The organism is Bradyrhizobium sp. USDA 4486 (genome assembly GCF_054057995.1).
The window spans coordinates 1,859,826-1,886,629 of sequence record NZ_JBSRZV010000001.1; the positions used below are offsets into that span (position 1 = coordinate 1,859,826).

Consider the following 26,804-nt stretch of genomic DNA (forward strand, 5'->3'; position numbering starts at 1 on the left):
GTCGTGTCCGCGAAAAGAAACCTTCGCGATTGTCTCAGCTTTGCTCGGTCTTGTTTTTGGCGGCGCGGTCGGAGGCCGCTGTGTCGCCGCCGCCAACGCTCATCCGATTGAGGGAGAGCCGCATGCCCTGCATCGGCGCCGGCGGACGCTTGGAACTGAGCGTGCGCGAGTTCACGCCCATCCAGGATATTTCGGACGAGAGTCGGCCATATTCGATCTTGGGGCAGCGGTTCATCACGACCTTGATCCCGGCCGCTTCCGCTTTTTCCGCAGCGGCATCATCACGCGCGCCGAGCTGCATCCAGATCACCTTCGGCAGCGGATCGAGCGTCAGCGCCTCCTCGACGACAGGCATGATGTGGCTGGAGTTGCGGAAAATGTCGATCATGTCGACCGGGCGTCCGATGTCGGAGAGCGAGGCGACGAAGGGTTTTCCGAGCAGCTCCTTGCCGACATGGCCGGGATTGATCGGGATCATGTCATAGCCGCGCTGCGCCAGATATTTGAACGCGAAATAGCTCGGCCGCACATTGACCGGCGAGGCGCCGACCATCGCGATCGACTTCACGCTGTTGAGGATGCTGCGGATGTAATTGTCAGGATAGGCGTCGTGATTCATCTTTTTCTTTCGTTCGTCATTCCGGGGCGATGCCCAGCATCGAACTATGGTGCGCAATTGCGCACCTGAGACTCTCGAGATTACGGGCTCGGCTCTGCGAGCCGCCCCGGAATGACGATGTGGGTTGAGCAGCGATGACGCCGCCCATTACTCATCCCGCCATGTCGGCTGACGCTTCTCGATAAACGCGCCGATGCCTTCCTCGGCATCGCGCGCCATCATGTTCGCGGTCATCACCTCGGCGGCATAGCGATAGGCATCCGCAAGGCTCATCTCGGCCTGGCGGTAGAACGCCTCCTTGCCGAGCTTGACGGTGTAGGCGGACTTTAGCGCGACCTGTTGCGCAAGCTCGATCGCGGCGCCGAGCTCGGTGCCGGCGGGCACCACGCGGTTGACGAGGCCGATCTCGCGGGCGCGGTCGGCGGTGATCGGCTCACCCGTGAGCAGCATCTCCATGGCCTGCTTGCGCGGAACGTTGCGCGACAGCGCCACCATCGGCGTCGAGCAGAACAGGCCGATGTCGACGCCGGGCGTGGCGAACTTCGCGTCTTCCGAGGCGATCGCAAGATCGCAGCTTGCGACGAGCTGGCAGCCGGCCGCGGTCGCGATGCCCTGGACGGCAGCGACCACGGGCTTGGGCAGACGCACGATCGCCTGCATCATCGCGCTGCAGGCGTGCATCATCTCGGCGAAGAAGGCGCGGCCGCGATCCGGGTCAGTGCGCCGGGCGGTGAGCTCCTTCAGGTCGTGGCCGGCGGAAAAGGCCGGGCCGTTGGCCGCGATGACGGCGGCGCGGATGCGCTTGTCCTCGGAGATTGCGTTGAAGCTCGCATGCAGCTGGCCGATCATCGCCTCCGACAGGCTGTTGCGCGCTGCGGGGCGGTTCAGCGTCAGCACGGCAACGCTGCCGACGATCTCGCGCAGGAGGATCGGCGGGTGCGGGGAGGGGGCGCGGGCGGCCTGAACGGACATTGACGCGGTTTCCGTTGGATGATTGCAATGGGATGACGCAGATAACTTAATGTAACAGGGCAAGTGAAGCGAGGGTGGGGAACAGCATGGCGGCAGCGAAAATGACCGTGGCGGAGGTCGAGCAGTTTCTCCGCGACGAGTTTCCCCAGGCCTTCAGCGGCGACGACATCACGATTGAGAGCGCGGATGGTCAGACCTGCCTGTTGCGCCAGCGTTTCAGCGAAAGGATGCTGCGGCCGGGCGGAACCGTCTCCGGCCCGACTCTGATGGCACTGGCCGATTTCGCCATGTATGTGGTGCTGCTGTCCGCGATCGGACCGATCGGGCTCGCCGTGACCACCAATCTCAACATCAATTTCCTGCGCAAGGGCCAGCCCGGGCAGGACGTGCTGGCGGAAGCCCGGCTGCTCAAGCTCGGCAAGCGTCTGGCGGTCGGGGAGGTGAACCTGTTGTCCGGCACCTCGCCCGATCCGATCGCCCATGTCACCTCGACCTATTCCATTCCAAATGTTTGAGCTTTTCGCAGGTAATATCGCACCATATTTCTAACCTACTGTTTTGGATGGCATAATTTTGATCTTCGGGCATTGACCGTGGCGCGTCTCTTCTCTAGAAAACCGCGCAGTCCGGTGCGGTGTTCGCGCCGAAATCTCCCGTCCACGGAAACTCCGACATGAAAACCTTTTCGGCAAAGCCGGCTGAGGTGACGAAGAAGTGGGTGCTGATCGACGCCAAGGGTCTGGTCGTCGGCCGTCTCGCCACCATCGTTGCCATGCGCCTGCGCGGCAAGCACCTCCCGACCTACACCCCGCACGTTGATTGCGGCGACAACGTCATCATCATCAACGCGCAGCATGCGGTTCTCACCGGCCGCAAGCGCGAGCAGAAGACCTATTACAAGCACACCGGCTATGTCGGCCACGTCAAGGAGCGCACCGCGCGCCAGATCCTCGAGGGCCGTCATCCCGAGCGCGTGCTCGAGAAGGCCGTCGAGCGCATGATCCCGCGTGGTCCGCTCGGGCGCGTGCAGATGGGCAACCTCCGTGTCTACGGCGGCGCCGATCATCCGCACGAGGCGCAGCAGCCCGAGAAGATCGACATCGCCAAGTTGAACCGCAAGAACACGAGGGCCGCATAACATGGCCGAATCCATCCAGTCGCTCGACCAGCTCTCGCAGCTCAAGACGGCGGCCGCGCCCGAGGCGCCCAAGCACGAGAAGAAGGTCGACAAGTTCAACCGCGCCTACGCCACCGGCAAGCGCAAGGACGCGGTCGCTCGCGTCTGGATCAAGCCGGGTGCCGGCAAGGTCACGGTCAATTCGCGCGAGGTCGAGGTCTATTTCGCCCGTCCCGTGCTGCGCATGATGATCGAGCAGCCGTTCTCGGTGGCCCAGCGTTCGGGCCAGTACGACGTGATCTGCACCGTCGCCGGCGGCGGCCTGTCCGGCCAGGCCGGCGCCGTCCGTCACGGCATCTCCAAGGCGCTCACCTATTTCGAGCCGGAGCTTCGCTCGGTGCTCAAGAAGGGCGGCTTTCTCACCCGCGACTCGCGCGTGGTCGAGCGTAAGAAGTACGGCAAGGCCAAGGCCCGCCGGTCCTTCCAGTTCTCGAAGCGTTAATCGCTTCGGTCACATTCGCCGCGAAAGCGGCTTCATTGAAATGCAAAAGGGCGCTGATTTCAGCGCCCTTTTTATTGTTCGTTTGTACGCAAATTGATGGCGTGTTTCCTGAAAACTTAGGCTCGCGCGACAACCTGAATGGAACTCGCGGGACATAGCGTCGCATTCGGAAGGGCGCGCAAATCGGATGTGCCGATCGCGTAACTGCTATGTTCTCAAGGGGGCCGACATGATGTCGCTCGATAGCATCACGCTCTATTTGGTTGCCACCATGGTTGCCGCACTGCTCGGCGCCATGATGGTATTCTTTGGCAGGCAGGAGAACAGTCCTGCGCTGAAATGGTGGGGCACCGCCTATCTGCTCGGTGCCGCCTCCGTCGCGCTGTGGACGGCGGCCGGCGACAAGCTCGGGCCGCATCTCTATCTGGCATTAAACGCGGTCGGATTCGTCGCCTGCGGCATGGTGTGGAATGCCGCGCGCGTCTTCCATGGCCGCAAGCCGAACTGGCCGGGTCTTCTCGTCGGCGCGCTCGCCTGGGTCGCCGCCGTCTCGCTGCTTGATCCCGCAGCGTCCATGCTGCGCATGATCGTCGGCGCTGCAATCGTCTCGGTCTATGCGGCGCTGACCGCGAGCGAGCTCTGGGTCGAGCGGCGCAAGAGCCTGCAACGGCGCTGGCCGGCTTTCGTGGTGCCGGTGATGCACGGCTGCGTCTTGATGCTGCCGATCCTGCTCGGCAGCTTCCTGCGCCCGCACGATGCGGGCTTCTCGTCCAGCATCTGGGTCACCGTGTTTGCGGTCGAGCTGATCCTCTACGCCGTCGGCACCGTGTTCGTGATCTTCATGCTGGTGTCCGAGCGCACCGTGACGGCGCACCGGACCGCTGCATCGACCGATCCCTTGACCGGCATGCTCAACCGCCGCGGCTTCTCGGAAGCCTGCGGACGCGTGATCGAGCGCGAGGCCAAGGCCGGGCGTCCTGTGACCGTGATGATCTTCGACATCGACCATTTCAAGTCGATCAACGACCGCTTCGGCCATCCGGCCGGCGACGAGATGCTGAAACTGTTCTCGACCGTCGTCATCAGCAACTTACGCATCTCCGACCTCTCGGGCCGGATCGGCGGCGAGGAGTTCGCTGCGCTGCTGCCGTGCTCCCTCGAAGAGGGCGTGCTGGTCGCCGAGCGCGTCCGCGAAGCGTTCGAGACCTCCGGGGTCGTGGTCGATGAAGGCCCGGTCGACACCACCGTCAGTATCGGCGTTGCGGGCGGTCCGGCTGGTACCGAGCTCGAGGTGCTGCTGGCCTCGGCCGACACCGCGCTCTACCAGGCCAAGCGCGGCGGCCGAAACCGCGTTGAGGCGGCGGAGGAGCTGCCGCTCTCGCTGGAGAACTGGCGCCGCCAGAGCGCCGCGCGGACCGGTGCGCAGCAGGCGCGTCCGGCCACCATCTGAGGCGCGGGAGCGCTTGCGCTAAGCCTCTGTTTACCATTCGATCCCTACCATTGCGGCCATGGAATCGATCCGTCGACAGAACCCGCAGGCTGCCCTGATGTCGCTCGAAGCCGCCGCGAGCTCGGCGCGCGGCGGCTTCGCCTGCCTGTTCTCCACCGCGGATGAATACGAGCGCGCGTTGATCACCGAGCGGCGTGCGCAGGGGCGCTATGCGCAGGGCCGCAGCTACTGGCCGGTCGCGCTGTTCATCGGTTGCACGCTGATCGTGGCAGGCACCGCGCTGCTGTTGGCCTGAGAGCGACGCATTTCTGGCCGGGCAGGGCGCCATTTCGGCGCCTTTTTCTTTGCCTGCGGCTGCGGTAGACACGGTCATCGAACAAAGAAGGGTGGAAGCTGATGATCACCGAGATCGCGCAAATCGACGTCAAGCCGGGCAGCGAAAAGGACTTTGAGGCCGCCGTCGCCAAGGCCAAGGCTGCGTTCGGCCGTTCCAAGGGCTTCCACGGTTTCGAGCTGCACAAGTCGATCGAGAAGCCCCAGCGCTACCGGCTGATGGTGAAGTGGGCGACCCTGGAAAATCACACCGTCGATTTCCGCGGCTCGGAGAATTTCACCGAGTGGCGCGGCCTCGTCGGCCAGTATTTCGCCGCCCCGCCTGAGGTCGAGCACACCGAGACCGTGCTGACGACCTGAGCGACCTCAAGACGCCTTACGCCGCCTCCGCCAGAGGCGGCGCCTCATACGTCTTGAAATGGTCGATCATGACCTTGGCGATGGCGACGAGAGGCAGCGCCAGCGCGAGGCCCCAGAGTCCGAACACGACGCCGAGCAGGATCTGGAACGCGAACAGCGTGGCCGGCGGGATGTTCAACGCCTGCCGCTGCAGGATCGGCGTCAGCACGTAGCTCTCCATGGCGTGGACGCCGAGGAAGAGCAGCAGCGCCGACAGCGCCGGGATCCAGCCCGAGGCAAGGCTCGCCAGCACCACGACGACGCCGGCAATGATGGCGCCGACGGTCGGAATGAAGGCGAGCAGGCCCGCCTGGATTCCCAGGATGAACGAGCCGGGGATGCCGATGATGGCAAGCCCGATCCAGGTCACGGTGCCGACCGCTATCATCACGACGATCTGTGCGATCAGCCACCGTTCCAGCGTTTCGCCGATACCGCCGACGATCAGGGCGGCGCGGCTGCGGTGCTTCGCCGGTGCCAGGAACAGCAGGCCATCGTGATAGACGCTCGGCTGGGCCGCGAAGGCGAGGCCCAGAAACAGCACGATGAAGATGTTGCCGACGGCGCTGATGGCGCCGAACAGCAGCTTGAAGGTCTGGCTGACGATCGCCCCGCCGCTCGAGGCCAGTGCGCCTGCGCCCGGCAATCCGCTGTGCGAGGGCGGGCTCGGGGCGGGCGCCGGCGCTGCATCGCCGGTGGCGGCAGGCGCGGCATTGCCGAGATCGAACACGCTGGTGTCGATGCCGTGGTTCTCGAGGAAGGAGCGGACATTGGTGATCTGCGACTTGATGGTCTTGCTGAGCAACGAGGCCTGCTCGGCGATGGTGGCGCCGCCGAGATAGGCGACGCCCGCGAGGAGCGCCGCGAGCACGACGCAGACGATCGCGAGCCGCACCGCATGCGGCAGCTGCACGCGGCGGCCGAGCGCGCCCGCCAGCGCATTGAGGCCGACGCCGAGCAGCATGCCGGTAAAGATCAGGAGCAGGGTGGCAGCAAAATACCAGGCGAAGGCGAGGAGAGCCGTGAACAGCACGACGCTGATGCCTCCGACCGAGATCGACCAAGCCAGATCGGTGCGGGTCCGGGGCCGTTCATCTCTGGACATGGTCACATCGGCTCCTTTTCGGCGGCTGCACGCGGGGGCACTCTTTCGCGAAATTCCACCGGGGATCAAGTCGGGCCAAGTGCCGATTGGATGCGTTTGCGGCCCGCAGCCAATGCTGCTGGAGCGAAAGGGTGCCCGGCCAGGCGCATTTGCGCGAAAATAGCATTGCCGTCCCGCGATCACCTCTGTTGAATTTGTTCCATCCCGAGGGCATGTTTAGGGAATCTTTTTCTGCGGGAGGTCGGAACGGGAGATGAGAAAGCCGGTCGTCGGCGTGATCGGGAATGCCTATCGCGTCGAAAATCGATTTCAGGTCCAGATGGTCGGCGAGCGGAATTTGCGCGCCGTGGCCGAGGTCTCCGGCGGTCTGCCGGTGATGTTCGCGGGAGCGCCCGACATCACCGACATCGGTGCGCTGCTCGACACTGTCGACGGCATTGTCCTCACCGGTGCCCGGGCCAATGTCCACCCGACCCGCTTCAACGTCGACCCTTGCGAGAAGCACGAGCCCTACGACATCCACCGCGACGAGGTCGCGCTGGCGCTCTCGGTGGCCTGTGTCTCCCGCGGAATTCCGTTGTTCGGCATCTGCCGCGGCCTCCAGGAGATGAACGTGGCCTTCGGCGGCTCCTTGCATCCGGAGATCCGCGAGCTTCCCGGCCGCATAAACCATCGCATGCCTAGGCTCGAGAACGGCGAGATCCATCCCGATCCGACCGTGGTGTTCGCTGACCGCCACGACGTCGATCTCACGCCCGGCGGCGCGTTCGCAAAGCTGCTCGGCTGCGAGAAGATCCGGGTCAATTCGCTGCATGGCCAGGGCATCCTCGATCCCGGCAAGCGCGTGCTGATCGAAGGCGTCGCCGAGGACGGCACCATCGAGGCCATCCGCATTGCGGAAGCGCCGAGCTTCGCGCTCGGCGTGCAATGGCACGCCGAGTACGATCCCCAGCGCAACCCCGTCAACCGCAAGCTGTTCGAGGCCTTCGGCGAAGCCCTGGTGGCGCGGCAGAAGGCGGCGGCGTAGCTCACGCTCCCGCGATCAATAGCTTGCGGTCACGGCCCCGGGCAGCGGATTGAAGTGATAGTTCACGCCGAGCTTGAACAGATGCAGATCCTGCGTGATCCAGCTGTTGAAGGCGGCCCCGTGACGTGGCGAAGCCGGTCTGATCGAAGGGGCCGCTCTGGCTCGCATGCTGGTTGATCATGCGGATAAAGTCGTACTCACCCTTGATCGACCAGTTGCGGGCAAGCGCGTATTCGAGTCCCGCACCGATCACACCTCCCGAGTGTATTGTCTTGCCTTCGGCCGCGGTGCTCATGCTGAAGGCCCCCGAGGCTGCCGTACCATTGAAGACGTGGCTTTCATTGGCAATGGCCACGCCTGCCTTAGCATAGGCAAGCAGGCGATCGCCGACCACGAAACCGGCCCGGCCGCTGGCGATCGCAAGCCAGTCGATCGAGGTTCTCAGATCAGCCGTAGCCGAGGTACCAAACAGGGGAAACGCCGAGAACCTGCTACCCTGCATACCGGTCCACATCCATTCACCTTCGACGCCGAAAACCAACGCGCCGGACTGCACGTTGACGCCCCCATCAAAGCCGGCGAGCCATCCGCTTGCATCGAAGCTGCCACTGCCCGGCAGAGGCGAGCGGTCCTGATGGCGCCACTCGCGACCAACACCATAACCGGCCTGCACGCCGACGAAGCCGCCGGTCCAGTCCGTGCCGGACGCCGCCTTGACCGGCGGATATTTGGGATCGGCCGCGACTCCGCCAATTCGGTAGTTCGCCCCCAGTTTGATCAGGTGGATGGAGTCCTGCGCGATCGGGACATCCCCAGCGAGGGGAGTCGTCACACCGAAAGACGTGGCGCTGCCGCTCATCGCGACCTGCCGAGTGCCGAAATGCAGGTAATCGTATTCTGCTTTGACCGACCAATTTCCGTCCAAGGCGTATTCGGCGCCAAATCCGACCATCGGCGCCCAGCGATATTCACGCCCGCTGAGGTTCGAGGAAAAGGCACCGAAGCCGAAATCGCCGGCTGCGTTGCTGGTGTGCCTTTCCCAACCCCCGGCAAGTCCGAATTTTGTGAAGGCGAACCAGCGATCGGCCGCCAGCCCGGCGCGACCGGCAACTGTAGTCAATGCCTCAATTCTCGAAGTGGTGGTGCTGGTCACGTCGCCGAAGAACGGGAAGCCAAGCCGCAGCGTCTGCGATCCGCGGATGTTCGCCCAAGAGCCGTCCAGTTCAAGGCCGAAGACGAGACTCGCGATCTGCTTGTTGATGCCGATTTGGGCGCCTGCGAGCACGCCATTCGCGGCATAATCGGCGGTCGGTTCGTTCGGGTCGTTAATCCACCAGTCCGCCATGCCGCCGCTATAGCCGGCATGCACGCCGACATAGACACCGCTCCAATCGACAATTGGAGCCGGAAGCGCAGCCGCCTTGACGGGAAGATCCGCGGCGGAAGCCGCCTGTGTCAATGCCAGACCAAGTGTAGCAGCCGAAAAGATCTTTCCCGTGATGGCCATTGAACCCTCTGCAACGGCGCGCGCAATTTCGAGCGACGTCAGGGAGCTATACCGGGAGTGCGGCGCGTTCGGCTTGGGGCACGCGCTACACCGATTTGGACTGATCGACACAAGTCCGACGATTGCCATTCAGTGTGATCGCTTTGCCACATCGGCAGGCGCCTCAGTCCGGAGCCCGCGTCGCATCAAGCAGCGCTAGAGCGCCGCGCCATCCGAATTGGAGGCAGCATGAAAGTCCTTTGAACGCTGCGACATTTCCTGCGACAAAAGGACCGCCGGGCGATCTTACACTTACGGAGCGGTGCGTTGGATAGTGGCGACGAATTGATCGCATTGGAGCTGTCGAGCTCCGCCTTTGCCGAGCGCGACAGGATCGAAGCCTTTCATCAGATCTACGGCCGTGAAATTCTCAAGCTGGAGATCGAGCCGTTGCCGGACGCGGCCCTTCAGATCGACATGAAGCTGCGGGCGTTGCCCGGAATGTCCGTCGCGGCCGCGACCGTTTCTCCGATTTTCTGTCGCCACACCGAAGCGATGATTGACAACGACGATCCCGTGATTGTGTTCAACCTCGATGGTGCGGCCATCCACAATCAAAATGGCCACGAGACGCATCTCGGTCCGGGCGAGGCGGCCCTGACCACGAATGGATTGCCGGGAACCGCGACCAATTACACGACGAGGCGCGTGGTCACTTGGCGGATCAGCCGCGCGCTGATTGCGCCTCTGGTCAGCAACTTCGATGACGCCGTCGGCAGACCGCTCGACAAACAGAATCCAGCGCTGTCGCTCTTCCTGGACTATCTCGGCATCGTCAATGAGAGACAGACGCTCGCGAACGCCGCAATGCGGCGGGCCGTCGTGAACCATATGCTCGATCTCGGCGCCCTGTTGCTGGGTGCCAGGCCGGATGCCGCCGAGATGGCGAACATGCGCGGCCTTGCAGCCGCCAGAATGCGGAGCATCAAGGCCCACATTCGTGCGCAATCCGGCAATCCCGGGCTGAGCCTGGACTCTGTGGCTGCCAAGCAGGGCATTTCGAAATCCTATGTCCGACGGCTGTTCGAGACCGAAGGTACGAGCTTCACCGAGTTCGTCCTCAGCCAGCGGCTCGCCTCGGCCTACAAGATGCTGACGGATGTCAGCCTCGCAGGCCGCTCGATCAGCGACATCGCGCACCGGTCCGGCTTCAACGACATCTCATATTTCAATCGGACCTTTCGCCGTGTCTATGGCGCGTCCCCGTCGGAGATCCGCGCCCGCAAATGAGCTGCGGACGATCGGCCGCTCGCTCCGCTCCAGGATCTCCAAACTGGAATTGCATCCCGATGATGCGCAACACGGTCGCTGCCGAAGACCAGCTCCGTCGTGCTTTGCGACGACAAGGCCGACGACGATGGCGCCATGTGCCCAATGCGCAATCCAAATCTCGCTCGGAATAAACCAATCAGTAGGAATTGCTCCGTTCCTATTTTCCCGGCTCTGATTTGTTCTTTGAGAACGAAGTGGAGTCAGATCCAGAACGAAGGCTGACGGGCGTGGGCAAGCTCTATGTTTGAGCGCGGTAGCCGCGCCTGACGCGGTGCGGATCCAACTGTGACCTGGTCCGCGGCTGCCTCTGCTCAGCCGATCACATCGATATCCTGTGTGGCGATTTGCATTGCGTTGCACAATCGTGACGTTGGCCTCCACGCGCAGCATTGAGGTTCCCGAGAGGACCACCATATGCTCTGCAAGGGAGCACTGCCGTGCAGACCATGAAGGCGGCCCTCGTTGCGGCGATTGGCGCCGTGGTTTTGATCTGCGGCCTCCGTCCCAGTCCAGCGGAGGAGAACAGCCGCCTTGCACTGGTGGTTTCGATCGACGGGGCCATTGGCCCCGCGTCGGCCAACTACGTGAAAGAGGCGTTGGCCAAGGCAAGCGAACGGCGTGCCGAGGTGGTGCTTCTGAGAATGAACACTCCCGGCGGTCTCAACTCCAGCATGCGCGAGATCATTGCCGATGTGCTGGCCTCGCCGATTCCTGTCGTTGGCTACGTCGCTCCCTCCGGCGCCCACGCGGCGAGCGCGGGGACCTATATCCTTTATGCGACCCACGTCGCGGCGATGGCGCCGGGCACCAATATCGGCGCTGCGACGCCGGTGCAGATTGGCGGGCCGCTGCCGGGGCTGCCGGGCGGTGCGCCGGACAAGGGCGGCAAGGACAAGAAGGACGGCGACCAGCAGAGCGAGCCGAAAGATGCCATGACGGCAAAGGCGACCAATGATGCGGTTGCTTTCATTCGCAGCCTTGCGGAGCTGCGCCATCGCAATGCGGACTGGGCGGAAAAGGCGGTCCGTGAGGCTGCCACGCTCTCCGCCAACGGCGCGCTGGAGGCACATGCCACCGATCTCGTCGCGCGCGATCAGGCTGAATTGCTGAGGCAGCTCGATGGCCGTGAGGTGGAGGTTGCAGGCGGCAAGACGCAGCGCCTCGCGACAAAGGATGCCGTGGTTGAAGCCCTCGACCCCGGATGGATATCCCGCCTTCTGGCGGTCATCACCGATCCCAACGTGGCGTTCATTCTCCTGATGGTCGGCATCTACGGCCTGATCTTCGAGTTCATGTCCCCCGGAGCCGTCGCCCCTGGAGTCGTCGGCGCGATCTGTCTGCTGATCGGCCTCTATGCGCTCAATTTGCTGCCGATCAGCTATGCCGGCCTGGCCTTGATGCTGGTCGGCATCGTGCTTCTCACCATCGAAGCCTTCAATCCGACCGTGGTGATCGGCCTTGGAGGGATCATCGCCTTCGTGCTGGGAGCGCTGATGCTCTTCAGGGTCGAGGCGCCCGGCTATCACCTGTCATGGTGGGTGATCGGCATCACCGCGGCTGTGTTCGTCGGCTTTGCGCTCGTCGTGCTTGGTTCGCTTCGGCGCGCCGCCAAAGCTCCCGAACGGGTCGGTGTGCAGGCCATGCGAGGCTTACCCGCCGAAGTCCTCGATTGGAACGGGAGCGAAGGTCATGTCTTTGCCCATGGCGAGCGCTGGCAGGCGCGCGGCGCCGAAACGTTCAAGCCCGGAGAGACGGTCGAGGTCACCAACGTCATCGACCTGACGCTGCTGATACGGCGCGCACCAGCCGGCGAGGGAGGTCCATCATGATGCTGGAATACATGACTTATGCGGCGCTTGCGCTGCTTGTCATCATGTTTCTATCCCAGGCTATTCGAATTCTGCGCGAATACGAGCGTGGCGTCATCTTTACGCTCGGGCGCTTTACCGGCGTGAAGGGCCCGGGCCTCATCCTCCTCGTTCCGATCGTGCAGCAACTCGTCAAGGTCGACCTCCGGGTGATGGTGCAGGTCGTGCCGCCGCAGGACGTGATTTCGCGGGACAACGTCTCCGTCAAGGTCAACGCCGTTCTGTACTTCCGCATCGTCGATCCCGAGCGCGCCATCATCAAGGTCGGCGATTACATGGCCGCCACCAGCCAGCTCGCGCAAACGACGCTTCGCTCGGTGCTCGGTAAGCACGAGCTCGACGAGATGCTTGCCGAGCGCGACAGGTTGAACGCCGATATCCAGGAGATCCTCGACAAGCAGACCGACGTCTGGGGCATCAAGGTGACCGGCATAGAGATCAAGGACGTCGATATCAACGAGACCATGGTGCGCGCGATTGCCAAGCAGGCCGAGGCGGAGCGGTTGCGGCGGGCCAAGGTGATCAACGCGATGGGCGAACAGCAGGCTGCCGAAAAGCTCGTCGAGGCCGGCCGGATTCTCGCGCAGGAGCCTCAGGCGATGCAGTTGCGTTACTTCGCGGCCCTGCACGACATCGCGGGGGAACGGTCGTCGACCATCGTCTTTCCGCTGCCGACGGGATTGCTCGACCATTTGATGTCGCGGGGGGAGACGACGTGATTTCTCTCGCTCTGTCGGGGCGGCGGCATCGATCGCGAGGTCGTAGTCGCGGCCAGGAGGACATGGGCGGAGCGAAGGGTGCGCTGTCGTCTCAGGGGCGCCGTGGGTCAAGCTCGTCAGGGCAGTTAGATGGTCTTCGATGAACGAGATCCAGGTGACCGTTCCTGGTGTGGTCGTGCTGAACGGAGAGCGAGCGCGGTTTGAAATCGCCGGCGGCAATTTCCGCCTGATCGTCGCATTCGCATTCAAGCATCAAATCGCGTTTATCAAGTTCATCGGTGCACATGCCGAATATGACAAGATCGATGCGCTGACGGTTGCGATGTACTGAGGAGGCAACATGGAAATCCGTCCTATACGGACAGAAGCAGACTACGATGCCGCTGTTGCCGAGATTGAGCGGCTCTGGGGTGCGGAGCCCGGGACTGATGATGGCGACAAGATCGATATCCTGGCAACGCTTGTCGAGAAATACGAGGCCGCGCGTTGGCCGGTCGACACGTCGCGTCTCGATCCCATTGATATGTTGAAATATTTGATTGATGAGGGAGGACACACCCAGGCAGAACTTGCGGAGCTGTTGGGCTCTCGCTCACGTGCGTCCGAGATATTGAACAGGAGGCGCGCGCTCACCGTGGAGATGATCTTTCGGATCGGCGAAGCTTGGAAAGTGCCTGCCGAGCTATTGATCAAACCGTATCGTCTGGACGCCGCATAGCTTGTCGCGGAGAGTTTTACCTGTCCCACGATAAGCGTCCCCACGCTCCACCCATTCTACAGGTCAATGAACATGTCGGACAGGACCGACTCACAAGCAAGCCTGCTCGGAACGCGTGCGACGTTTGTATGAATGTTAGCGCGTTTGTGTTGGCTTCTGTCATCACGGTCGAGGCGATGTATATCCAGCACGCGGACCTGGGCACGTAGTCGCTGGCGACATTCTCTTTTGTTTCGTTCCTGTCATTGCCATGTTTGTCATCAGGAGCGAACCGTTCTCCTTTTTCCATCTGCTGGCTCATCTTGGCATTTCGATCGGGCTGTTCTCGGGCGCGCTAGGGGTCTTTGCTGGCACCGTCAAATTGAGCAAAGCGCATAATCCATTCTTCCTTCTCGTATTATTCACAATGCTGACGATTGTCTGCGTGGCCGCGTATGTAGTAGTTGCTCTGATTAAGCTGACCTTTTCGAATCTTTCGTCGGAGCGCGCGCGGCGTAGGTGGATTCGCCGAACACGTAGTCCGTCGCTCCCATTGCGGTTAACGGGTCGTGCAGCTGCGGCGATGGATTCGCAAGACTTCAACCCACCGCAGGAGCCCTCAAACGAAAAGGCGCTCTCATCGGAGCGCCTTTTGCTTGTCGTGTAGAGTTCGAGCCGCCTAGCCCGAATAATACATCTCGAACTCGACCGGATGTGGGGTCATCTCGAAGCGTTCGACTTCGGTCATCTTCAGCTCGATATAGGCGTCGATGAAGTCGTCGTCGAACACGCCGCCGTTCTTGAGGAAGCCGCGGTCCTTGTCGAGGTTTTCCAGCGCCTCGCGAAGCGAGCCGCAGACCGTCGGGATCTGCTTCAGCTCTTCCTTCGGCAGGTCGTAGAGGTCCTTGTCCATTGCCGGGCCCGGATCGAGCTTGTTCTTGATGCCGTCGAGGCCGGCCATCAGCATCGCGGCGAAGCCGAGATAGGGATTGGCGAGCGGATCGGGGAAGCGCACCTCGACGCGCTTGGCCTTCGGCGAAGCGGTGTAGGGGATGCGGCAGGAGGCCGAGCGGTTGCGCGCGGAGTAGGCGAGCAGCACGGGAGCCTCATAGCCCGGGACCAGACGCTTGTAGGAGTTGGTCGAGGGGTTGGTGAAGGCGTTGATCGCCTTGGCGTGCTTGATAATGCCGCCGATGTAGTGCAGGCAGGTTTCCGACAGGTCGGCGTATTTGTTGCCGGCGAACACCGGCTTGCCGTCCTTCCAGATCGACTGGTGCACGTGCATGCCCGAGCCGTTGTCGCCATAGACCGGCTTCGGCATGAAGGTGGCGGTCTTGCCGTAGATGTGCGCGACCTGGTGGATGCAGTACTTGTAGATCTGCAAGTGGTCTGCCATCAGCGTCAGCGTGTCGAACTTCATGCCGAGCTCGTGCTGGGCGGAGGCGACCTCGTGATGGTGCTTTTCGACCTTGACGCCCATCTTGGCCATGGCGCCGAGCATTTCGGAACGCATGTCCTGCACCGAGTCCTGCGGCGGCACCGGGAAGTAGCCGGCTTTGGTGCGGACGCGGTGGCCGAGATTGCCGCCTTCATATTCGGTGTCGGAGTTGATCGGCAGCTCCGACGAATCGAGCCGGAAACCGGTGTTGTAGGGGGTGGCCGAATAACGCACATCGTCGAACACGAAGAACTCGGCTTCGGGGCCGACGAACACGCTGTCGCCCACGCCCATCGACTTCACCATGGCCTCGGCCTTCTTGGCGATGCCGCGGGGGTCGCGGTTGTAGGGCTCGCCGGTGGTCGGCTCGAGCACGTCGCAGGTGATGACCATCGTGGTTTCGGCGAAGAACGGATCGATCGTCGCGGTCACCGGATCGGGCATCAGGCACATGTCGGATTCGTTGATCGCCTTCCAGCCGGCAATCGAGGAGCCGTCGAACATCGTCCCTTCGGCGAAAATGTCCTCATCGATCATGCTGACGTCGAACGTCACATGCTGCCACTTGCCGCGCGGATCGGTGAAGCGCAGGTCGACGTATTTGACGTCGTTGTCCTTGATCGATTTCAGGACGTCTTTGGCGGTCTTCATGCATACCCCTTTTGGCTCTGCGGGTCGGTTTCCAGGTGAGCAGATTTGTTCTCGCTTTCGGCGAGTTGGCGCAACCGCACAAACGAAATCAGGCCGCCGAAGCAGCCTTTTTTCTTTCAGAGTGTCGCAAAATTCGGGATAGCACCCGGCTCAGATAGCGTCCAGCCCGGATTCGCCGGTCCGGATGCGGATCGCCTCTTCGATATTGGAGACGAAGATTTTTCCGTCGCCGATGCGGCCGGTCTGCGCGGCGCGGCGGATCGCGTCGATCGCGCGCTCGACCAGATCGTCGCCGATCACGATCTCGATCTTCACCTTGGGCAGGAAGTCGACGATGTATTCTGCGCCGCGGTAAAGCTCGGCATGACCCTTCTGCCGGCCGAAGCCCTTCGCCTCGGTGACGGTGATGCCTTGAAGGCCGACTTCCTGAAGCGCTTCCTTCACCTCGTCGAGCTTGAATGGCTTGATGATGGCTTCGATTTTCTTCACTGCGCGCCTCCCGGTCTTTCGATCAAATAGCAACGTCTTCGTCAGGATGCGCTTTTCTCACGCACGATATTGTCTTCGCTATGCCGGGATCCCTGACCAGTCCGGCAACAACGGCCGGCCACACCCTGATAATTGCCAGTGAGCACGACAAACCGAAGCGGCTTCCTCGAAAGCAGGGTCTATGCCAAGTTGCAAATGCCCTGATTACTGGAGCGTTATCAGCCTTTTACGAGCATCTCTGATAGATTGCGCCGACCGGCCCAAAATACCGAAGACTACGAAATAGGCAAACGGTTCAATATGTGTGCAGAAAGCTGTTCCGGGCGTCCGATCAGCACCGAATATGCCTGTTGAAGAGGCGTTTGTACCAGGGAAGTGGCATGGAAGTACTGACCAACGCCGAAATGCAGCGTGCCGACCAGCTCAGCATTGCCGCCGGCACACCCGGCTTCAAGTTGATGCTCAGCGCAGGTCAGGCGGTCGCCGAGACCGCCAATGCGCTGGTGGAGGATGGCCCGATCCTGATAGTGGCCGGCCCCGGCAATAACGGCGGCGACGGGTTTGTCGCAGCCGCCGAGCTCGCCGCACAGGGGCGCGAGGTCTCGGTGATCCTGATGTGCGAGCGCGACCAGCTCCAGGGCGATGCGGCCTCCGCCGCGCGGGGCTGGAAGCATCCCGTGCTGCCGTTCAATCCGCAGGCGATCGGAAGACCCGCGCTGATCATCGATGCCCTGTTCGGTGCCGGCCTCAGCCGGAGCGTCGATGGCGAGGCACGCGAGATGATCGAGGCGATCAACGCCAACGGCGCCCCGGTGCTCGCCGTCGATCTGCCGAGCGGCATCAACGGCACCAGCGCCGCCGTGCTCGGTGTGGCGGTCAACGCCACCGAGACCGTCACCTTCTTCCGCAAGAAGCCGGCGCATCTGTTGCTCCCGGGCCGGATGCATTGCGGCCGCGTGCGCGTCGCCGACATCGGCATCGAGGCGCCGGTGCTGGACGAGATCAGGCCGCAAGTCTTCGAGAACGATCCGGACTTCTGGGGCACCGCCTTTCCGGTGCCGCGCATCGACGGCCACAAATACGCGCGCGGCCATGTGCTGGCGGTCTCGGGCGATGCCGCCGCGACCGGCGCGGCGCGGCTTGCCGCGCGCGGGGCGCTGCGCGCCGGTGCGGGCCTAGTGACGCTGGCAACCCCGCGCGAGGCGCTCGCGATCAACGCGAGCGCGCTGACCGCAGTAATGGTCCGCCCGGTCGACACCGCGATCGAGTTCGGCGAGCTGCTCGGCGACCAGCGCTACAACACCTGCATGATCGGCCCCGGCGCGGGAATCGGCGATCGCACCTGCGATCTCGTCCGCACCGCGCTGAGCGCGCAGCGGCGTCTGGTGCTGGACGCCGATGCGCTGACGAGCTTTGCGGCCAATCCCGAGCGGTTGTTCGAATCGATCAAGTCCTCCCAGGACAATGCGGTGGTGCTGACGCCGCATGAAGGCGAATTCCCGCGCCTGTTCTCCGATCTCAGCAACAAGCATCCGGGCCGTTCCAAGCTCGAGCGCGTGCGTGCCGCCGCCGCGCGATCCGGCGCGGTCGTGCTGCTGAAGGGCCCGGACACCACGGTCGCCGCGCCCGACGGCCGCGCGACCATCGCCGCCAACGCGCCGCCCTGGCTCGCCACGGCCGGTGCCGGCGACGTGCTCGCCGGCATCATCGCAGGACTGCTGGCGCAGGGCGTGCCGGCCTTCGAAGCCGCCAGCATCGGCGTGTGGATGCATGGCGAGGCGGCCAGCGAGGCGGGGCCGGGGCTCATTGCGGAGGATTTGACCGAGACGCTGCCGGCCGTGCACCGGCGCATCTATGATGCGCTCGGGGTGGAGTACTGAGCCTTTAGGTCGGATGGGTAGAGCAAAGCGAAACCCATCATCTCAAATCTTGGCGCGATGGCGATGGGTTCGCTCTGCCATCCTACAAAAGCTCACTCCACCTCGTACCACCGCACGAGCCGCGGCGCGGCCCAGTCGGTCGCGACGGATTCAAGCAACCATCGTCCGGGCGAGGTCGCGGCGAAGGCGATGCGCTGGGTCTGGCCGGGTTCGATCGCGAGCGTGTCGAGCCAGTAAGGCTTCCAGCCGTCGTCGAGCTTGTCGAGCAGACGGAAGGGATGGCCGTGCAGGTGGAAGACGGTCGCGATGGGGGCGGGGTTCTTCAGGGCCAGCGCGACGGTGCGGCCGGTCTTGGCGCGGAAGGCGGGGGCCGAGGCGGTGGAGAAGTTTGCAGGCTTGATCCAGCCGGCCTCGGCTGCGCCGAGCGCGACATCGAACCGCAGGGCACCCTTCAGGTCGAGCTTCTCGGGGAGATCGTTCGACGGGAGGGGCTGGGGCGATGACAGCGCCGCTCGCCGGTCCAGTCGGCCTGATATTTTGAGGATGCCCACCTGACGCGCCTCTTTGCCGTCATGCAGCAGGAAGGCGGCCGATGTGGCCGTATCCACAAACGTATCGGCACGTCCGCCCGGGGCGAGCACGAGGGCGCCGTTGCGCGCGGGGAACGGCTCGGCCGGCTGGCCGTCAAGGGCCATCACCCGGACTTCATGGCTTTCCAATTTGATCGCCAGAACAGAGCGTTGTGAGCCGTTGATAAAGCGCAGCCGTAGCCGCTCATTGGCCGCGGCTGATAGTTCGAATGAAGTCGTTCCATTGATCGTATAGAAGGGCGTCGCGCCGCCGGGGTCGCGGCCCGGCGGAAGCGCAGTCCCGTCCGGCCGCAGGCGCCATTCCTCGATCAGGAGGACCACGTCACGATCGACGGCGATCCGGCTCGGTTCGGCGGCGATGATCGGAAGTGGACGCGCGGGCTGCTTCTGGACATCTTCGAAGAGCCGAAAGTCGGCCAGCAGGGTTCCCGCATGAGCTATTGAAATAATTGACGTTTCTGTCGTGTCCGGTGCCGGCGGCGCGCGACCCCTGAGCGGATCGGCCCCCATCGGGGCATTGAGGCCGTACCAGACGGGCGCAAGCGGCACTGGCAGGTCATTCCGGAACACCACTTGGCAATTGTCGAAACGCTTGAGACGTACGTCTCCAAGGTGGCTTACCGCGGCCAGTTCCCAAATTGGTGTAGCCGGCTGCTCCGGCCTGAGAGCCAATGTTGCCGCTCTGGCCTGAAGCGCGAGCTGGGCGGTCACGAGCGGGCCGGCGCCGCCGGCGAACAGCCCGGCCGCCGAGGCGCCGAGTGAGGCGCCAATTGAGGCGCCGAGCCCGGCCAGAACGTCGCGCCGATCGGGGGCAGATATCCGGGTTTTCATGCGCGATCCGGATCATGCCGCGCTGGATAAGTCCAGCCATCGTGCCTACGTAAAGCTTGCCTCCATCAGGCCATTTTTTTGCTGCGAACGATCAGGCACATGGTATAAGCCCGGCCGCCCGCGGCATCGCGGCCGGTCTTGATGCAAATTCACGCGGGCGTGGCGGAACTGGTAGACGCGCTGGATTTAGGTTCCAGTGACGAAAGTTGTGGGGGTTCGAGTCCCTCCGCCCGCACCAAGCGCTTATCGCGTTTGCACGGATTGCGAGGACCTGCTTCTCGTGGACGTTTGTCTGCGAAAGGCCGGTCCGATGAACCACCGGCGTTGAGGCATTCGCCTTGCGCCGGATCGATTAATGACAGCGTCTCGGCGCGCAATGTGCCGGGACCGAACGAAAAGAAGATTGGACGCCATGCAGGTCACAGAAACCCTCTCGGAAGGTTTGAAGCACGAGTTCAAGATCAGCGTTCCCGCGTCTGATCTCGACGCCAAGGCCGGCGCCAAGCTCGTCGATCTCAAGGACAAGGTCCGCATCAACGGCTTCCGTCCCGGCAAGGTGCCGGTCACGCACCTGAAGAAGGTCTATGGCCGCTCCGTGATGGCCGAGACCATCGACCAGACCATCCGCGACACCAACACGCAGCTGTTCTCCGAGCGCGGCTTCCGCCTTGCGACCGAGCCGAAGATCACCATGCCGACCGAGCAGGCCGAGGTCGAGGAGCTGCTGAGCGGCAAGACCGATCTGACCTACACGGTCGCGATCGAGGTGGTGCCGTCGATCGCGCTCGCCGACTTCAAGAGCTTCCAGGTCGAGAAGCCCGTGGCCGAGGTCTCCGATGCCGACGTCGACGAGGCGATCAAGCGCATCGCCGATTCCAACCGCACCTATGCCGCCAAGGGCGAGGGCGCCAAGGCCGCCTCGGGCGACCGCGTCACGATCAACTTCAAGGGCACCATCAACGGCGAAGCCTTCGAGGGCGGCACCGGCGAGGGCATCCAGGTCGTGATCGGCTCGAACACCTTCATCCCCGGCTTCGAGGAGCAGCTCATCGGCATCGGTGCCAATGAGACGCGCACGCTGAAGGTGTCATTCCCCAAGAACTACATGAACGACAAGCTCGCCGGCCAGCCGGCCGAGTTCGAGACAACCGCGACGCTGATCGAGTCGCCCCAGGATCTCGCGATCGACGACGAGTTCGCCAAGACGCTCGGCCTTGAGTCGCTCGACAAGCTGAAGGAAGCCGCGCGCGAGCGTCTGGCTGCCGAGTTCGCGACCGCGACGCGCCAGCGCGTCAAGCGCGCGCTGCTCGACCGGCTCGACGAGGCGCATCGCTTCGAGGCTCCCCCCTCGCTCGTCGAGGAGGAGTTCAACCTGATGTGGAACTCGGTCAAGGCCGAGATGGACTCCGCCGGCAAGACTTTTGCCGACGAGAACACCACCGAGGAGAAGGCGAAGGAAGAGTACCACAAGATCGCCGACCGCCGCGTGCGCCTCGGCCTCGTGCTCTCCGAGATCGGCGAGAAGAACAAGATCACCGTGACCGACGACGAGGTCGGCCGCGCCGTGATCGAGCGTGCCCGCCAGATGCCCGGCCGCGAAAAGGAAGTCTGGGATTTCTATCGCAACAACGCCCAGGCATTGGCCCAGCTTCGTGCGCCGATCTATGAGGACAAGGTCGTCGACTTCATCCTCGAGCTCGCCAACGTGACCGAGAAGAAGGTCTCGCGTGAGGACCTGTACAAGGACGACGAGGCGGAAAAGACCGCCGCCTGAAGGCTCTGGAGCATTTTCGAGCGAAGTGGATCCCGGTCCGTTCCGATTCCACTCGCAATGGGATTTTGGAACAGCCTTCTATTAAGGATGATCAGCGAAGGGGCCCAGCTAGCCAGATGGTCGGCTGCGCCTCTTTGCGCGAATCAGCTTCAACTGCCTGATTGATTAGGCCTTAATTCGTTCGGGACTTGTCTGGCACGAATTGGGCTATATCTGTCGCTAGCTCTTCTACGAAAGTTCCTGCATCACGGGACGTCCATCGGCCTTCCGGCATATCCAGTCTAAACTGGCAGCCAAGACTGGCGATGTTCGCCTCTCAAACACCCTAGGTGACTCATGCGCGATCCGGTTGAAACCTACATGAACCTCGTGCCCATGGTGGTCGAGCAGACCAACCGTGGCGAGCGCGCCTACGACATTTTCTCGCGCCTTCTGAAGGAGCGCATCATCTTCGTGACCGGCCCGGTCGAGGACGGCATGTCGACGCTGATCGTCGCGCAGCTGCTGTTCCTTGAGGCGGAAAATCCGAAGAAGGAAATCTCGATGTACATCAACTCGCCGGGCGGCGTGGTGACGTCGGGCCTTGCGATCTACGACACCATGCAGTTCATCCGTCCGCCGGTCTCCACGCTCTGCACCGGCCAGGCGGCCTCGATGGGCTCGCTGCTGCTCGCCGCCGGCGAGAAGGACATGCGCTTCTCGCTGCCGAACGCGCGCATCATGGTGCATCAGCCCTCCGGCGGCTTCCAGGGCCAGGCCACCGATATCATGCTGCACGCTCAGGAGATCCTGAACCTGAAGAAGCGGCTCAACGAGATCTACGTGAAGCACACCGGCCAGACCTACAAGTCGATCGAGGACGCGCTGGAGCGCGACAAGTTCCTGACCGCGAACGACGCCAAGGAGTTCGGCCTGGTCGACAAGGTCATCGACAAGCGCGCCGAGGAGCCGGCGCCGGCGAAGGCCCCGTAACACTACCGGGCCGCAAGGGAGATCCCCGGGTGAATCCCCTGGGGATCGCGGGCACCGTCAAGGCGGTGTTGACGTTGAGGACGTTTGTGCGCGTCGCAAAAGCGCTGTTTTGCGCGCTGCGATGGGCGCAAAGTTCCGCTTTCGTGCTTGTTTTCGTGGCAATCCAGCAACGCCGGGGTGATTTCCATCACTTCGCTCGTGCCAAGACCGGAAATCACGGTATTGTCACGGGTAGCCGGCGACCCCCGATTAGCGAATTCTTGATAGTCGGGTGACAGCATGGTTGGCTACGCATGATCGGCTATGATCGCGGGAGAATCGAGTGACCGTGATTCGCACGGGATGTAGCGCATAGGGTCTTTTTTGGTACGGAATTTGCTCTATTTGAACTTCATACCGGCCATTCGTGCCGGAAATGGAGCGATCGAGCGAGACGATCGAACCGCGGACGGAGACATGAATGAGTAAGGTTGGCACGAGCGACTCCAAGAACACGCTATATTGCTCGTTCTGCGGCAAGAGCCAGCACGAAGTCCGCAAACTGATCGCGGGTCCCACGGTCTTCATCTGCGACGAGTGCGTCGAGCTCTGCATGGACATCATCCGCGAGGAGAACAAGTCCTCGCTCGTGAAGTCGCGCGACGGCATTCCGACGCCGAAGGAAATCTGCAAGGTGCTGGACGACTACGTGATCGGCCAGAGCCATGCGAAGAAGGTCCTCTCGGTCGCGGTGCACAACCACTACAAGCGCCTCAACCACCAGACCAAGCACAACGACGTCGAGCTCGCGAAGTCGAACATCCTGCTGATCGGCCCGACCGGCTCGGGCAAGACGCTGCTCGCGCAGACGCTCGCCCGCATCCTGGACGTGCCGTTCACGATGGCGGATGCGACCACGCTGACCGAAGCCGGCTATGTCGGCGAGGACGTCGAGAACATCATCCTCAAGCTGCTTCAGGCCGCCGACTACAACGTCGAGCGCGCCCAGCGCGGCATCGTCTACATCGACGAAATCGACAAGATCAGCCGCAAGTCCGACAATCCCTCGATCACGCGTGATGTGTCGGGTGAGGGCGTGCAGCAGGCGCTGCTCAAGATCATGGAAGGCACGGTGGCTTCGGTCCCGCCGCAGGGCGGCCGCAAGCATCCGCAGCAGGAATTCCTGCAGGTGGATACCACCAACATCCTGTTCATCTGCGGCGGCGCCTTCGCCGGTCTCGAGAAGATCATCTCGGCGCGCGGCCGGTCGACCTCGATCGGCTTCGGTGCCCAGGTGCTCGCGCCGGAGGACCGCCGCACCGGCGAGATCTTCCGTCACGTCGAGCCTGAGGACCTGCTGAAGTACGGCCTCATCCCCGAATTCGTCGGGCGCCTGCCCGTCGTGGCGACGCTGGAGGATCTGGACGAGACCTCGCTGAAGAAGATCCTGACCGAGCCGAAGAACGCGCTGGTGAAACAGTACCAGCGGCTGTTCGAGATGGAGAACATCGAGCTGACCTTCGCCGACGAGGCGCTTGGCGCGGTTGCCCGCAAGGCGATCGAGCGCAAGACCGGCGCGCGCGGCCTGCGCTCGATCCTCGAGGCGATCCTGCTCGAGACCATGTTCGACCTGCCGGGCCTGGAAGGTGTGGAAGAAGTCGTGATTTCGCGCGAAGTCGTGGAAGGCACGGCCCGTCCGCTCTACATCTACGCCGATCGCTCCGATCGCGCGGTCGAGAACGCCAGCGCCTAAATTGCGGCGCTGGAACGCTCCGAACGTCTCATCAGTTGAGGGCTGCGGAAGCTTTCTCCGCAGTCCATGTTGCGTCGCTTACATGTGTGCGTAAGCGCCTGATGGCGCGCGTATTTCAGTGACTTGACACCCCCCGGGTCGATAGCCACCTAATGTCGGCGGCGAGCGAGAATTCCGTGCAAGATTCGCCGCTGTTCCGATCCGGCAAGTCTGGTCCAACCTGCGAATGGTAGACCGGTTCTGTCGATCACCTCGGCACCTTGTGGCGGTTGCGCATAAGCCGGCGGGCTGCGTGCAAGGGGGCAAAGCAAAAGGAAAAGGCCATGACTAATCCAAAACCGCGGCCAACCATCGTCCATGGCGAAGCGCACGCTTATCCCGTGCTGCCGCTGCGCGATATCGTCGTCTTCCCGCACATGATCGTGCCGCTCTTCGTCGGTCGCGAGAAGTCGATCCGCGCGCTCGAAGAGGTGATGAAGAACGATGCTCTGATCATGCTGGCGACGCAGAAGAACGCGTCCGACGATGATCCGGCGCCCGATGCCATTTACGAGACCGGTACGCTTGCCAGCGTGCTCCAGCTCTTGAAGCTTCCGGACGGCACCGTGAAGGTGCTGGTCGAAGGGCTCGAGCGTGCGCGCGTGCAGAAATACACCGATCGCGCCGATTACTACGAAGCCACCGCCGTCGCGCTCGCCGACACCGATGCGAAGTCGGTCGAGGCCGAGGCGCTGGCGCGCTCGGTCGTGTCCGACTTCGAGAGCTATGTGAAGCTCAACAAGAAGATCTCGGCCGAGGTCGTCGGCGTCGTGCAGGCGATCACCGATTTCGCCAAGCTCGCCGACACCGTTGCTTCGCATCTCGCCGTCAAGATCGCGGACCGCCAGGGCATCCTGGAGACGCTGTCGGTGACCACGCGCCTCGAGAAGGTGCTGGGCCTGATGGAGAGCGAGATCTCGGTGCTGCAGGTCGAGAAGCGCATCCGCTCGCGCGTCAAGCGCCAGATGGAGAAGACCCAGCGCGAGTATTATCTCAACGAGCAGATGAAGGCGATCCAGAAGGAACTCGGCGACGACGATGGTCGCGACGAGCTCGCCGACCTCGAAGAGAAGATCTCCAAGACCAAGCTCTCCAAGGAAGCGCGCGAGAAAGCGCAGCATGAATTGAAGAAGCTGCGCCAGATGTCGCCGATGTCCGCGGAAGCGACGGTGGTGCGCAACTATCTGGATTGGCTGCTGTCGATCCCGTGGAACAAGAAGTCCAAGGTGAAGAAGGATCTGGAGGCGGCGCAAGCCATCCTGGACTCCGATCACTACGGTCTGGAGAAGGTCAAGGAGCGCATCGTCGAGTATCTTGCCGTGCAGTCGCGCGCCAACAAACTGACTGGGCCGATCCTGTGCCTGGTCGGGCCTCCCGGCGTCGGCAAGACCTCGCTCGGCAAGTCGATCGCGAAGGCGACGGGGCGCGAATTCGTGCGCGTCTCGCTCGGCGGCGTGCGCGACGAGGCCGAGATCCGCGGTCACCGCCGCACCTATATCGGCTCGATGCCCGGCAAGATCATCCAGTCGATGCGCAAGGCCAAATCGTCCAATCCGCTGTTCCTGCTGGACGAGATCGACAAGATGGGCGCCGACTTCCGCGGCGATCCGTCCTCGGCTTTGCTCGAGGTTCTCGACCCCGAGCAGAACGGGACGTTCAACGACCACTATCTCGAGGTCGACTACGATCTCTCCAACGTGATGTTCATCACGACCGCGAATACGCTCAATATTCCGGGCCCGCTGATGGACCGCATGGAGATCATCCGGATCGCGGGCTACACCGAGAACGAGAAGGTCGAGATCTCGCGCAAGCATCTGATCCCGAACGCGGTGTCCAAGCACGGTCTGGACTCCAAGGAGTTCTCGATCGACGACGACGCGCTCCTGCTGCTGATCCGCCGCTACACCCGCGAAGCGGGCGTGCGTAACCTGGAGCGTGAGCTCTCCACACTGGCCCGCAAGGCGGTGAAGGAGCTGATGATCTCCAAGAAGAAGTCGGTCAAGGTCACCGAGAAGACTCTGGAAGAGCTTCTGGGCGTGCCGAAGTACCGCTTCGGCGAGATCGAGAGCGAGCCGCAGGTCGGCATCGTCACCGGCCTTGCCTGGACCGATGTCGGCGGCGAGCTGCTGACGATCGAAGGCGTCATGATGCCTGGCAAGGGCAAGATGACCGTCACGGGCAACCTGCGTGACGTCATGAAGGAGTCGATCTCGGCGGCGGCGTCCTACGTCCGCTCCCGCGCGATCAACTACGGCGTCGAACCGCCGCTGTTCGACCGGCGCGACATCCACGTGCACGTGCCGGAGGGCGCGACGCCGAAGGATGGTCCGTCCGCGGGCGTGGCGATGGCCACCGCGATCATCTCGGTCATGACCGGCATCCCGGTCCGCCACGATGTCGCGATGACCGGCGAGATCACGCTGCGCGGCCGCGTGCTGCCGATCGGCGGCCTCAAGGAGAAGCTGCTGGCTGCGGCCCGCGGCGGCATCAAGACGGTGCTGATCCCCGAGGACAACGCCAAGGATCTCACGGAGATTTCCGATGCGATCAAGGGCGGCATGGAGATCATCCCGGTCTCCCGCCTAGACGACGTCGTCGCCAAGGCGCTGGTCAAGAAGCCGGTGCCGATCGTCTGGGAAGAGGACACCAAGGTGACCGTGAAGCCGGAGGGCGATGAGGCCGCCGGCGGCCTGACCGCTCACTAACGTTCAACGAAAGATGATAAAACGGCGCCGTCGGGCGCCGTTTTTGTTGTGTGCCGAGTATGAACGACAGCTTG

25 protein-coding genes, 1 tRNA gene and 1 pseudogene are annotated in these 26,804 nt (G+C 63.0%); 19 read left to right on the plus strand and 8 right to left on the minus strand.

Features of this window, described 5'->3' with window-relative positions; all coding sequences use genetic code 11:
- Window positions 1-34 precede the first annotated feature (34 nt).
- Together ACVWY3_RS09135 and ACVWY3_RS09140 are read right to left on the minus strand one after the other, a co-directional pair.
- The gene (locus ACVWY3_RS09135) at window positions 35-619 is read right to left on the minus strand and encodes a CoA-binding protein (protein ID WP_456838151.1); all 585 of its coding nucleotides are present in this window, start codon (window positions 617-619) and stop codon (window positions 35-37) included.
- Window positions 620-766: 147 nt separating this feature from the next.
- The gene (locus ACVWY3_RS09140; protein WP_456838152.1) at window positions 767-1,591 is read right to left on the minus strand and encodes an enoyl-CoA hydratase; all 825 of its coding nucleotides are present in this window, start codon (window positions 1,589-1,591) and stop codon (window positions 767-769) included.
- A gap of 86 nt (window positions 1,592-1,677) precedes the next feature.
- Here ACVWY3_RS09140 and ACVWY3_RS09145 point away from each other — a divergent pair, with 86 nt between their 5' ends.
- The 6 genes from ACVWY3_RS09145 (at window position 1,678) to ACVWY3_RS09170 (ending at window position 5,353) form a co-directional block, all read left to right on the plus strand.
- On the plus strand, window positions 1,678-2,106 hold the full coding sequence (locus tag ACVWY3_RS09145) for a PaaI family thioesterase (protein WP_283086642.1): 429 nt from the start codon (window positions 1,678-1,680) through the stop codon (window positions 2,104-2,106).
- A gap of 158 nt (window positions 2,107-2,264) precedes the next feature.
- On the plus strand, window positions 2,265-2,729 hold the full coding sequence (gene rplM, locus ACVWY3_RS09150; RefSeq protein WP_018642440.1) for a 50S ribosomal protein L13: 465 nt from the start codon (window positions 2,265-2,267) through the stop codon (window positions 2,727-2,729).
- Window position 2,730: 1 nt separating this feature from the next.
- On the plus strand, window positions 2,731-3,210 hold the full coding sequence (rpsI, locus tag ACVWY3_RS09155) for a 30S ribosomal protein S9 (protein WP_018642439.1): 480 nt from the start codon (window positions 2,731-2,733) through the stop codon (window positions 3,208-3,210).
- Window positions 3,211-3,439: 229 nt separating this feature from the next.
- On the plus strand, window positions 3,440-4,660 hold the full coding sequence (locus ACVWY3_RS09160) for a diguanylate cyclase (protein ID WP_456838153.1): 1,221 nt from the start codon (window positions 3,440-3,442) through the stop codon (window positions 4,658-4,660).
- Between the two features lie 58 nt (window positions 4,661-4,718).
- A complete protein-coding gene (locus ACVWY3_RS09165) occupies window positions 4,719-4,955 on the plus strand; it encodes a hypothetical protein (RefSeq protein WP_456838154.1) in 237 nt (78 codons plus the stop codon).
- 101 nt (window positions 4,956-5,056) lie between these two features.
- Window positions 5,057-5,353, plus strand: coding sequence for an antibiotic biosynthesis monooxygenase family protein (locus ACVWY3_RS09170; protein ID WP_025036647.1), 297 nt, complete (start codon window positions 5,057-5,059; stop codon window positions 5,351-5,353).
- Window positions 5,354-5,369: 16 nt separating this feature from the next.
- Here the strand turns inward: ACVWY3_RS09170 and ACVWY3_RS09175 are convergent, their stop codons facing one another.
- Entirely contained in the window at window positions 5,370-6,503 is a 1,134-nt protein-coding gene (locus ACVWY3_RS09175) for an AI-2E family transporter (protein WP_456838155.1), read from the minus strand.
- Between the two features lie 247 nt (window positions 6,504-6,750).
- Here ACVWY3_RS09175 and ACVWY3_RS09180 point away from each other — a divergent pair, with 247 nt between their 5' ends.
- The gene (locus tag ACVWY3_RS09180; RefSeq protein WP_456838156.1) at window positions 6,751-7,524 is read left to right on the plus strand and encodes a gamma-glutamyl-gamma-aminobutyrate hydrolase family protein; all 774 of its coding nucleotides are present in this window, start codon (window positions 6,751-6,753) and stop codon (window positions 7,522-7,524) included.
- 1 nt (window position 7,525) lies between these two features.
- Here the strand turns inward: ACVWY3_RS09180 and ACVWY3_RS09185 are convergent, their stop codons facing one another.
- On the minus strand, window positions 7,526-9,031 hold the full coding sequence (locus tag ACVWY3_RS09185; protein ID WP_456838157.1) for an outer membrane protein: 1,506 nt from the start codon (window positions 9,029-9,031) through the stop codon (window positions 7,526-7,528).
- Window positions 9,032-9,337: 306 nt separating this feature from the next.
- On the opposite strand from ACVWY3_RS09185, the gene ACVWY3_RS09190 reads away from it, so the two are divergent.
- From ACVWY3_RS09190 to ACVWY3_RS09215, 6 genes and pseudogenes are all read left to right on the plus strand, one after another.
- Window positions 9,338-10,300: an AraC family transcriptional regulator gene (locus ACVWY3_RS09190; protein WP_456838158.1), complete on the plus strand. Its 963-nt coding sequence runs from the start codon at window positions 9,338-9,340 to the stop codon at window positions 10,298-10,300.
- A gap of 479 nt (window positions 10,301-10,779) precedes the next feature.
- Window positions 10,780-12,171 (plus strand): NfeD family protein, encoded by a 1,392-nt coding sequence (locus ACVWY3_RS09195; RefSeq protein WP_456838159.1) that lies wholly within the window; start codon window positions 10,780-10,782, stop codon window positions 12,169-12,171.
- Window positions 12,168-12,929 (plus strand): slipin family protein, encoded by a 762-nt coding sequence (locus tag ACVWY3_RS09200; protein WP_456838160.1) that lies wholly within the window; start codon window positions 12,168-12,170, stop codon window positions 12,927-12,929. The genes ACVWY3_RS09195 and ACVWY3_RS09200 overlap by 4 nt, the downstream gene beginning before the upstream one ends.
- A gap of 115 nt (window positions 12,930-13,044) precedes the next feature.
- Window positions 13,045-13,260, plus strand: a pseudogene (locus ACVWY3_RS09205) (type II toxin-antitoxin system HigB family toxin); the annotation flags it as partial.
- 9 nt (window positions 13,261-13,269) lie between these two features.
- Window positions 13,270-13,647, plus strand: coding sequence for a helix-turn-helix domain-containing protein (locus ACVWY3_RS09210; protein WP_456838161.1), 378 nt, complete (start codon window positions 13,270-13,272; stop codon window positions 13,645-13,647).
- Window positions 13,648-13,897: 250 nt separating this feature from the next.
- Window positions 13,898-14,293: a hypothetical protein gene (locus ACVWY3_RS09215; protein ID WP_456838162.1), complete on the plus strand. Its 396-nt coding sequence runs from the start codon at window positions 13,898-13,900 to the stop codon at window positions 14,291-14,293.
- Window positions 14,294-14,305: 12 nt separating this feature from the next.
- On the opposite strand, the gene glnA is transcribed toward ACVWY3_RS09215, so the two are convergent.
- Together glnA and ACVWY3_RS09225 are read right to left on the minus strand one after the other, a co-directional pair.
- On the minus strand, window positions 14,306-15,715 hold the full coding sequence (gene glnA, locus ACVWY3_RS09220) for a type I glutamate--ammonia ligase (RefSeq protein ID WP_456838163.1): 1,410 nt from the start codon (window positions 15,713-15,715) through the stop codon (window positions 14,306-14,308).
- Window positions 15,716-15,865: 150 nt separating this feature from the next.
- A complete protein-coding gene (locus tag ACVWY3_RS09225; RefSeq protein WP_007603495.1) occupies window positions 15,866-16,204 on the minus strand; it encodes a P-II family nitrogen regulator in 339 nt (112 codons plus the stop codon).
- Window positions 16,205-16,584: 380 nt separating this feature from the next.
- On the opposite strand from ACVWY3_RS09225, the gene ACVWY3_RS09230 reads away from it, so the two are divergent.
- Window positions 16,585-18,084, plus strand: a complete 1,500-nt coding sequence (locus tag ACVWY3_RS09230) for an NAD(P)H-hydrate dehydratase (RefSeq protein WP_456838164.1) — start codon at window positions 16,585-16,587, stop codon at window positions 18,082-18,084.
- A gap of 92 nt (window positions 18,085-18,176) precedes the next feature.
- On the opposite strand, the gene ACVWY3_RS09235 is transcribed toward ACVWY3_RS09230, so the two are convergent.
- Window positions 18,177-19,505, minus strand: coding sequence for a multicopper oxidase family protein (locus ACVWY3_RS09235; RefSeq protein WP_456838165.1), 1,329 nt, complete (start codon window positions 19,503-19,505; stop codon window positions 18,177-18,179).
- 153 nt (window positions 19,506-19,658) lie between these two features.
- Here ACVWY3_RS09235 and ACVWY3_RS09240 point away from each other — a divergent pair.
- From ACVWY3_RS09240 to ACVWY3_RS09250, 3 genes are all read left to right on the plus strand, one after another.
- A tRNA-Leu gene (locus ACVWY3_RS09240) sits at window positions 19,659-19,743 on the plus strand.
- Window positions 19,744-19,917: 174 nt separating this feature from the next.
- Window positions 19,918-21,279: a trigger factor gene (tig, locus tag ACVWY3_RS09245; RefSeq protein ID WP_456838166.1), complete on the plus strand. Its 1,362-nt coding sequence runs from the start codon at window positions 19,918-19,920 to the stop codon at window positions 21,277-21,279.
- A gap of 336 nt (window positions 21,280-21,615) precedes the next feature.
- Entirely contained in the window at window positions 21,616-22,251 is a 636-nt protein-coding gene (locus tag ACVWY3_RS09250; protein WP_027559514.1) for an ATP-dependent Clp protease proteolytic subunit, read from the plus strand.
- Between the two features lie 2 nt (window positions 22,252-22,253).
- On the opposite strand, the gene ACVWY3_RS09255 is transcribed toward ACVWY3_RS09250, so the two are convergent.
- On the minus strand, window positions 22,254-22,532 hold the full coding sequence (locus ACVWY3_RS09255; RefSeq protein WP_456838167.1) for a hypothetical protein: 279 nt from the start codon (window positions 22,530-22,532) through the stop codon (window positions 22,254-22,256).
- A 179-nt stretch (window positions 22,533-22,711) separates the two neighbouring features.
- On the opposite strand from ACVWY3_RS09255, the gene clpX reads away from it, so the two are divergent.
- Both clpX and lon read left to right on the plus strand, forming a co-directional pair.
- Window positions 22,712-23,983 carry an ATP-dependent Clp protease ATP-binding subunit ClpX gene (gene clpX, locus ACVWY3_RS09260; RefSeq protein ID WP_008547851.1) on the plus strand — a complete coding sequence of 424 codons (1,272 nt, stop codon included), beginning with the start codon at window positions 22,712-22,714 and terminating at the stop codon, window positions 23,981-23,983.
- 323 nt (window positions 23,984-24,306) lie between these two features.
- Window positions 24,307-26,730 (plus strand): endopeptidase La, encoded by a 2,424-nt coding sequence (lon, locus tag ACVWY3_RS09265; RefSeq protein ID WP_456838168.1) that lies wholly within the window; start codon window positions 24,307-24,309, stop codon window positions 26,728-26,730.
- The last annotated feature ends 74 nt before the right edge of the window (window positions 26,731-26,804 follow it).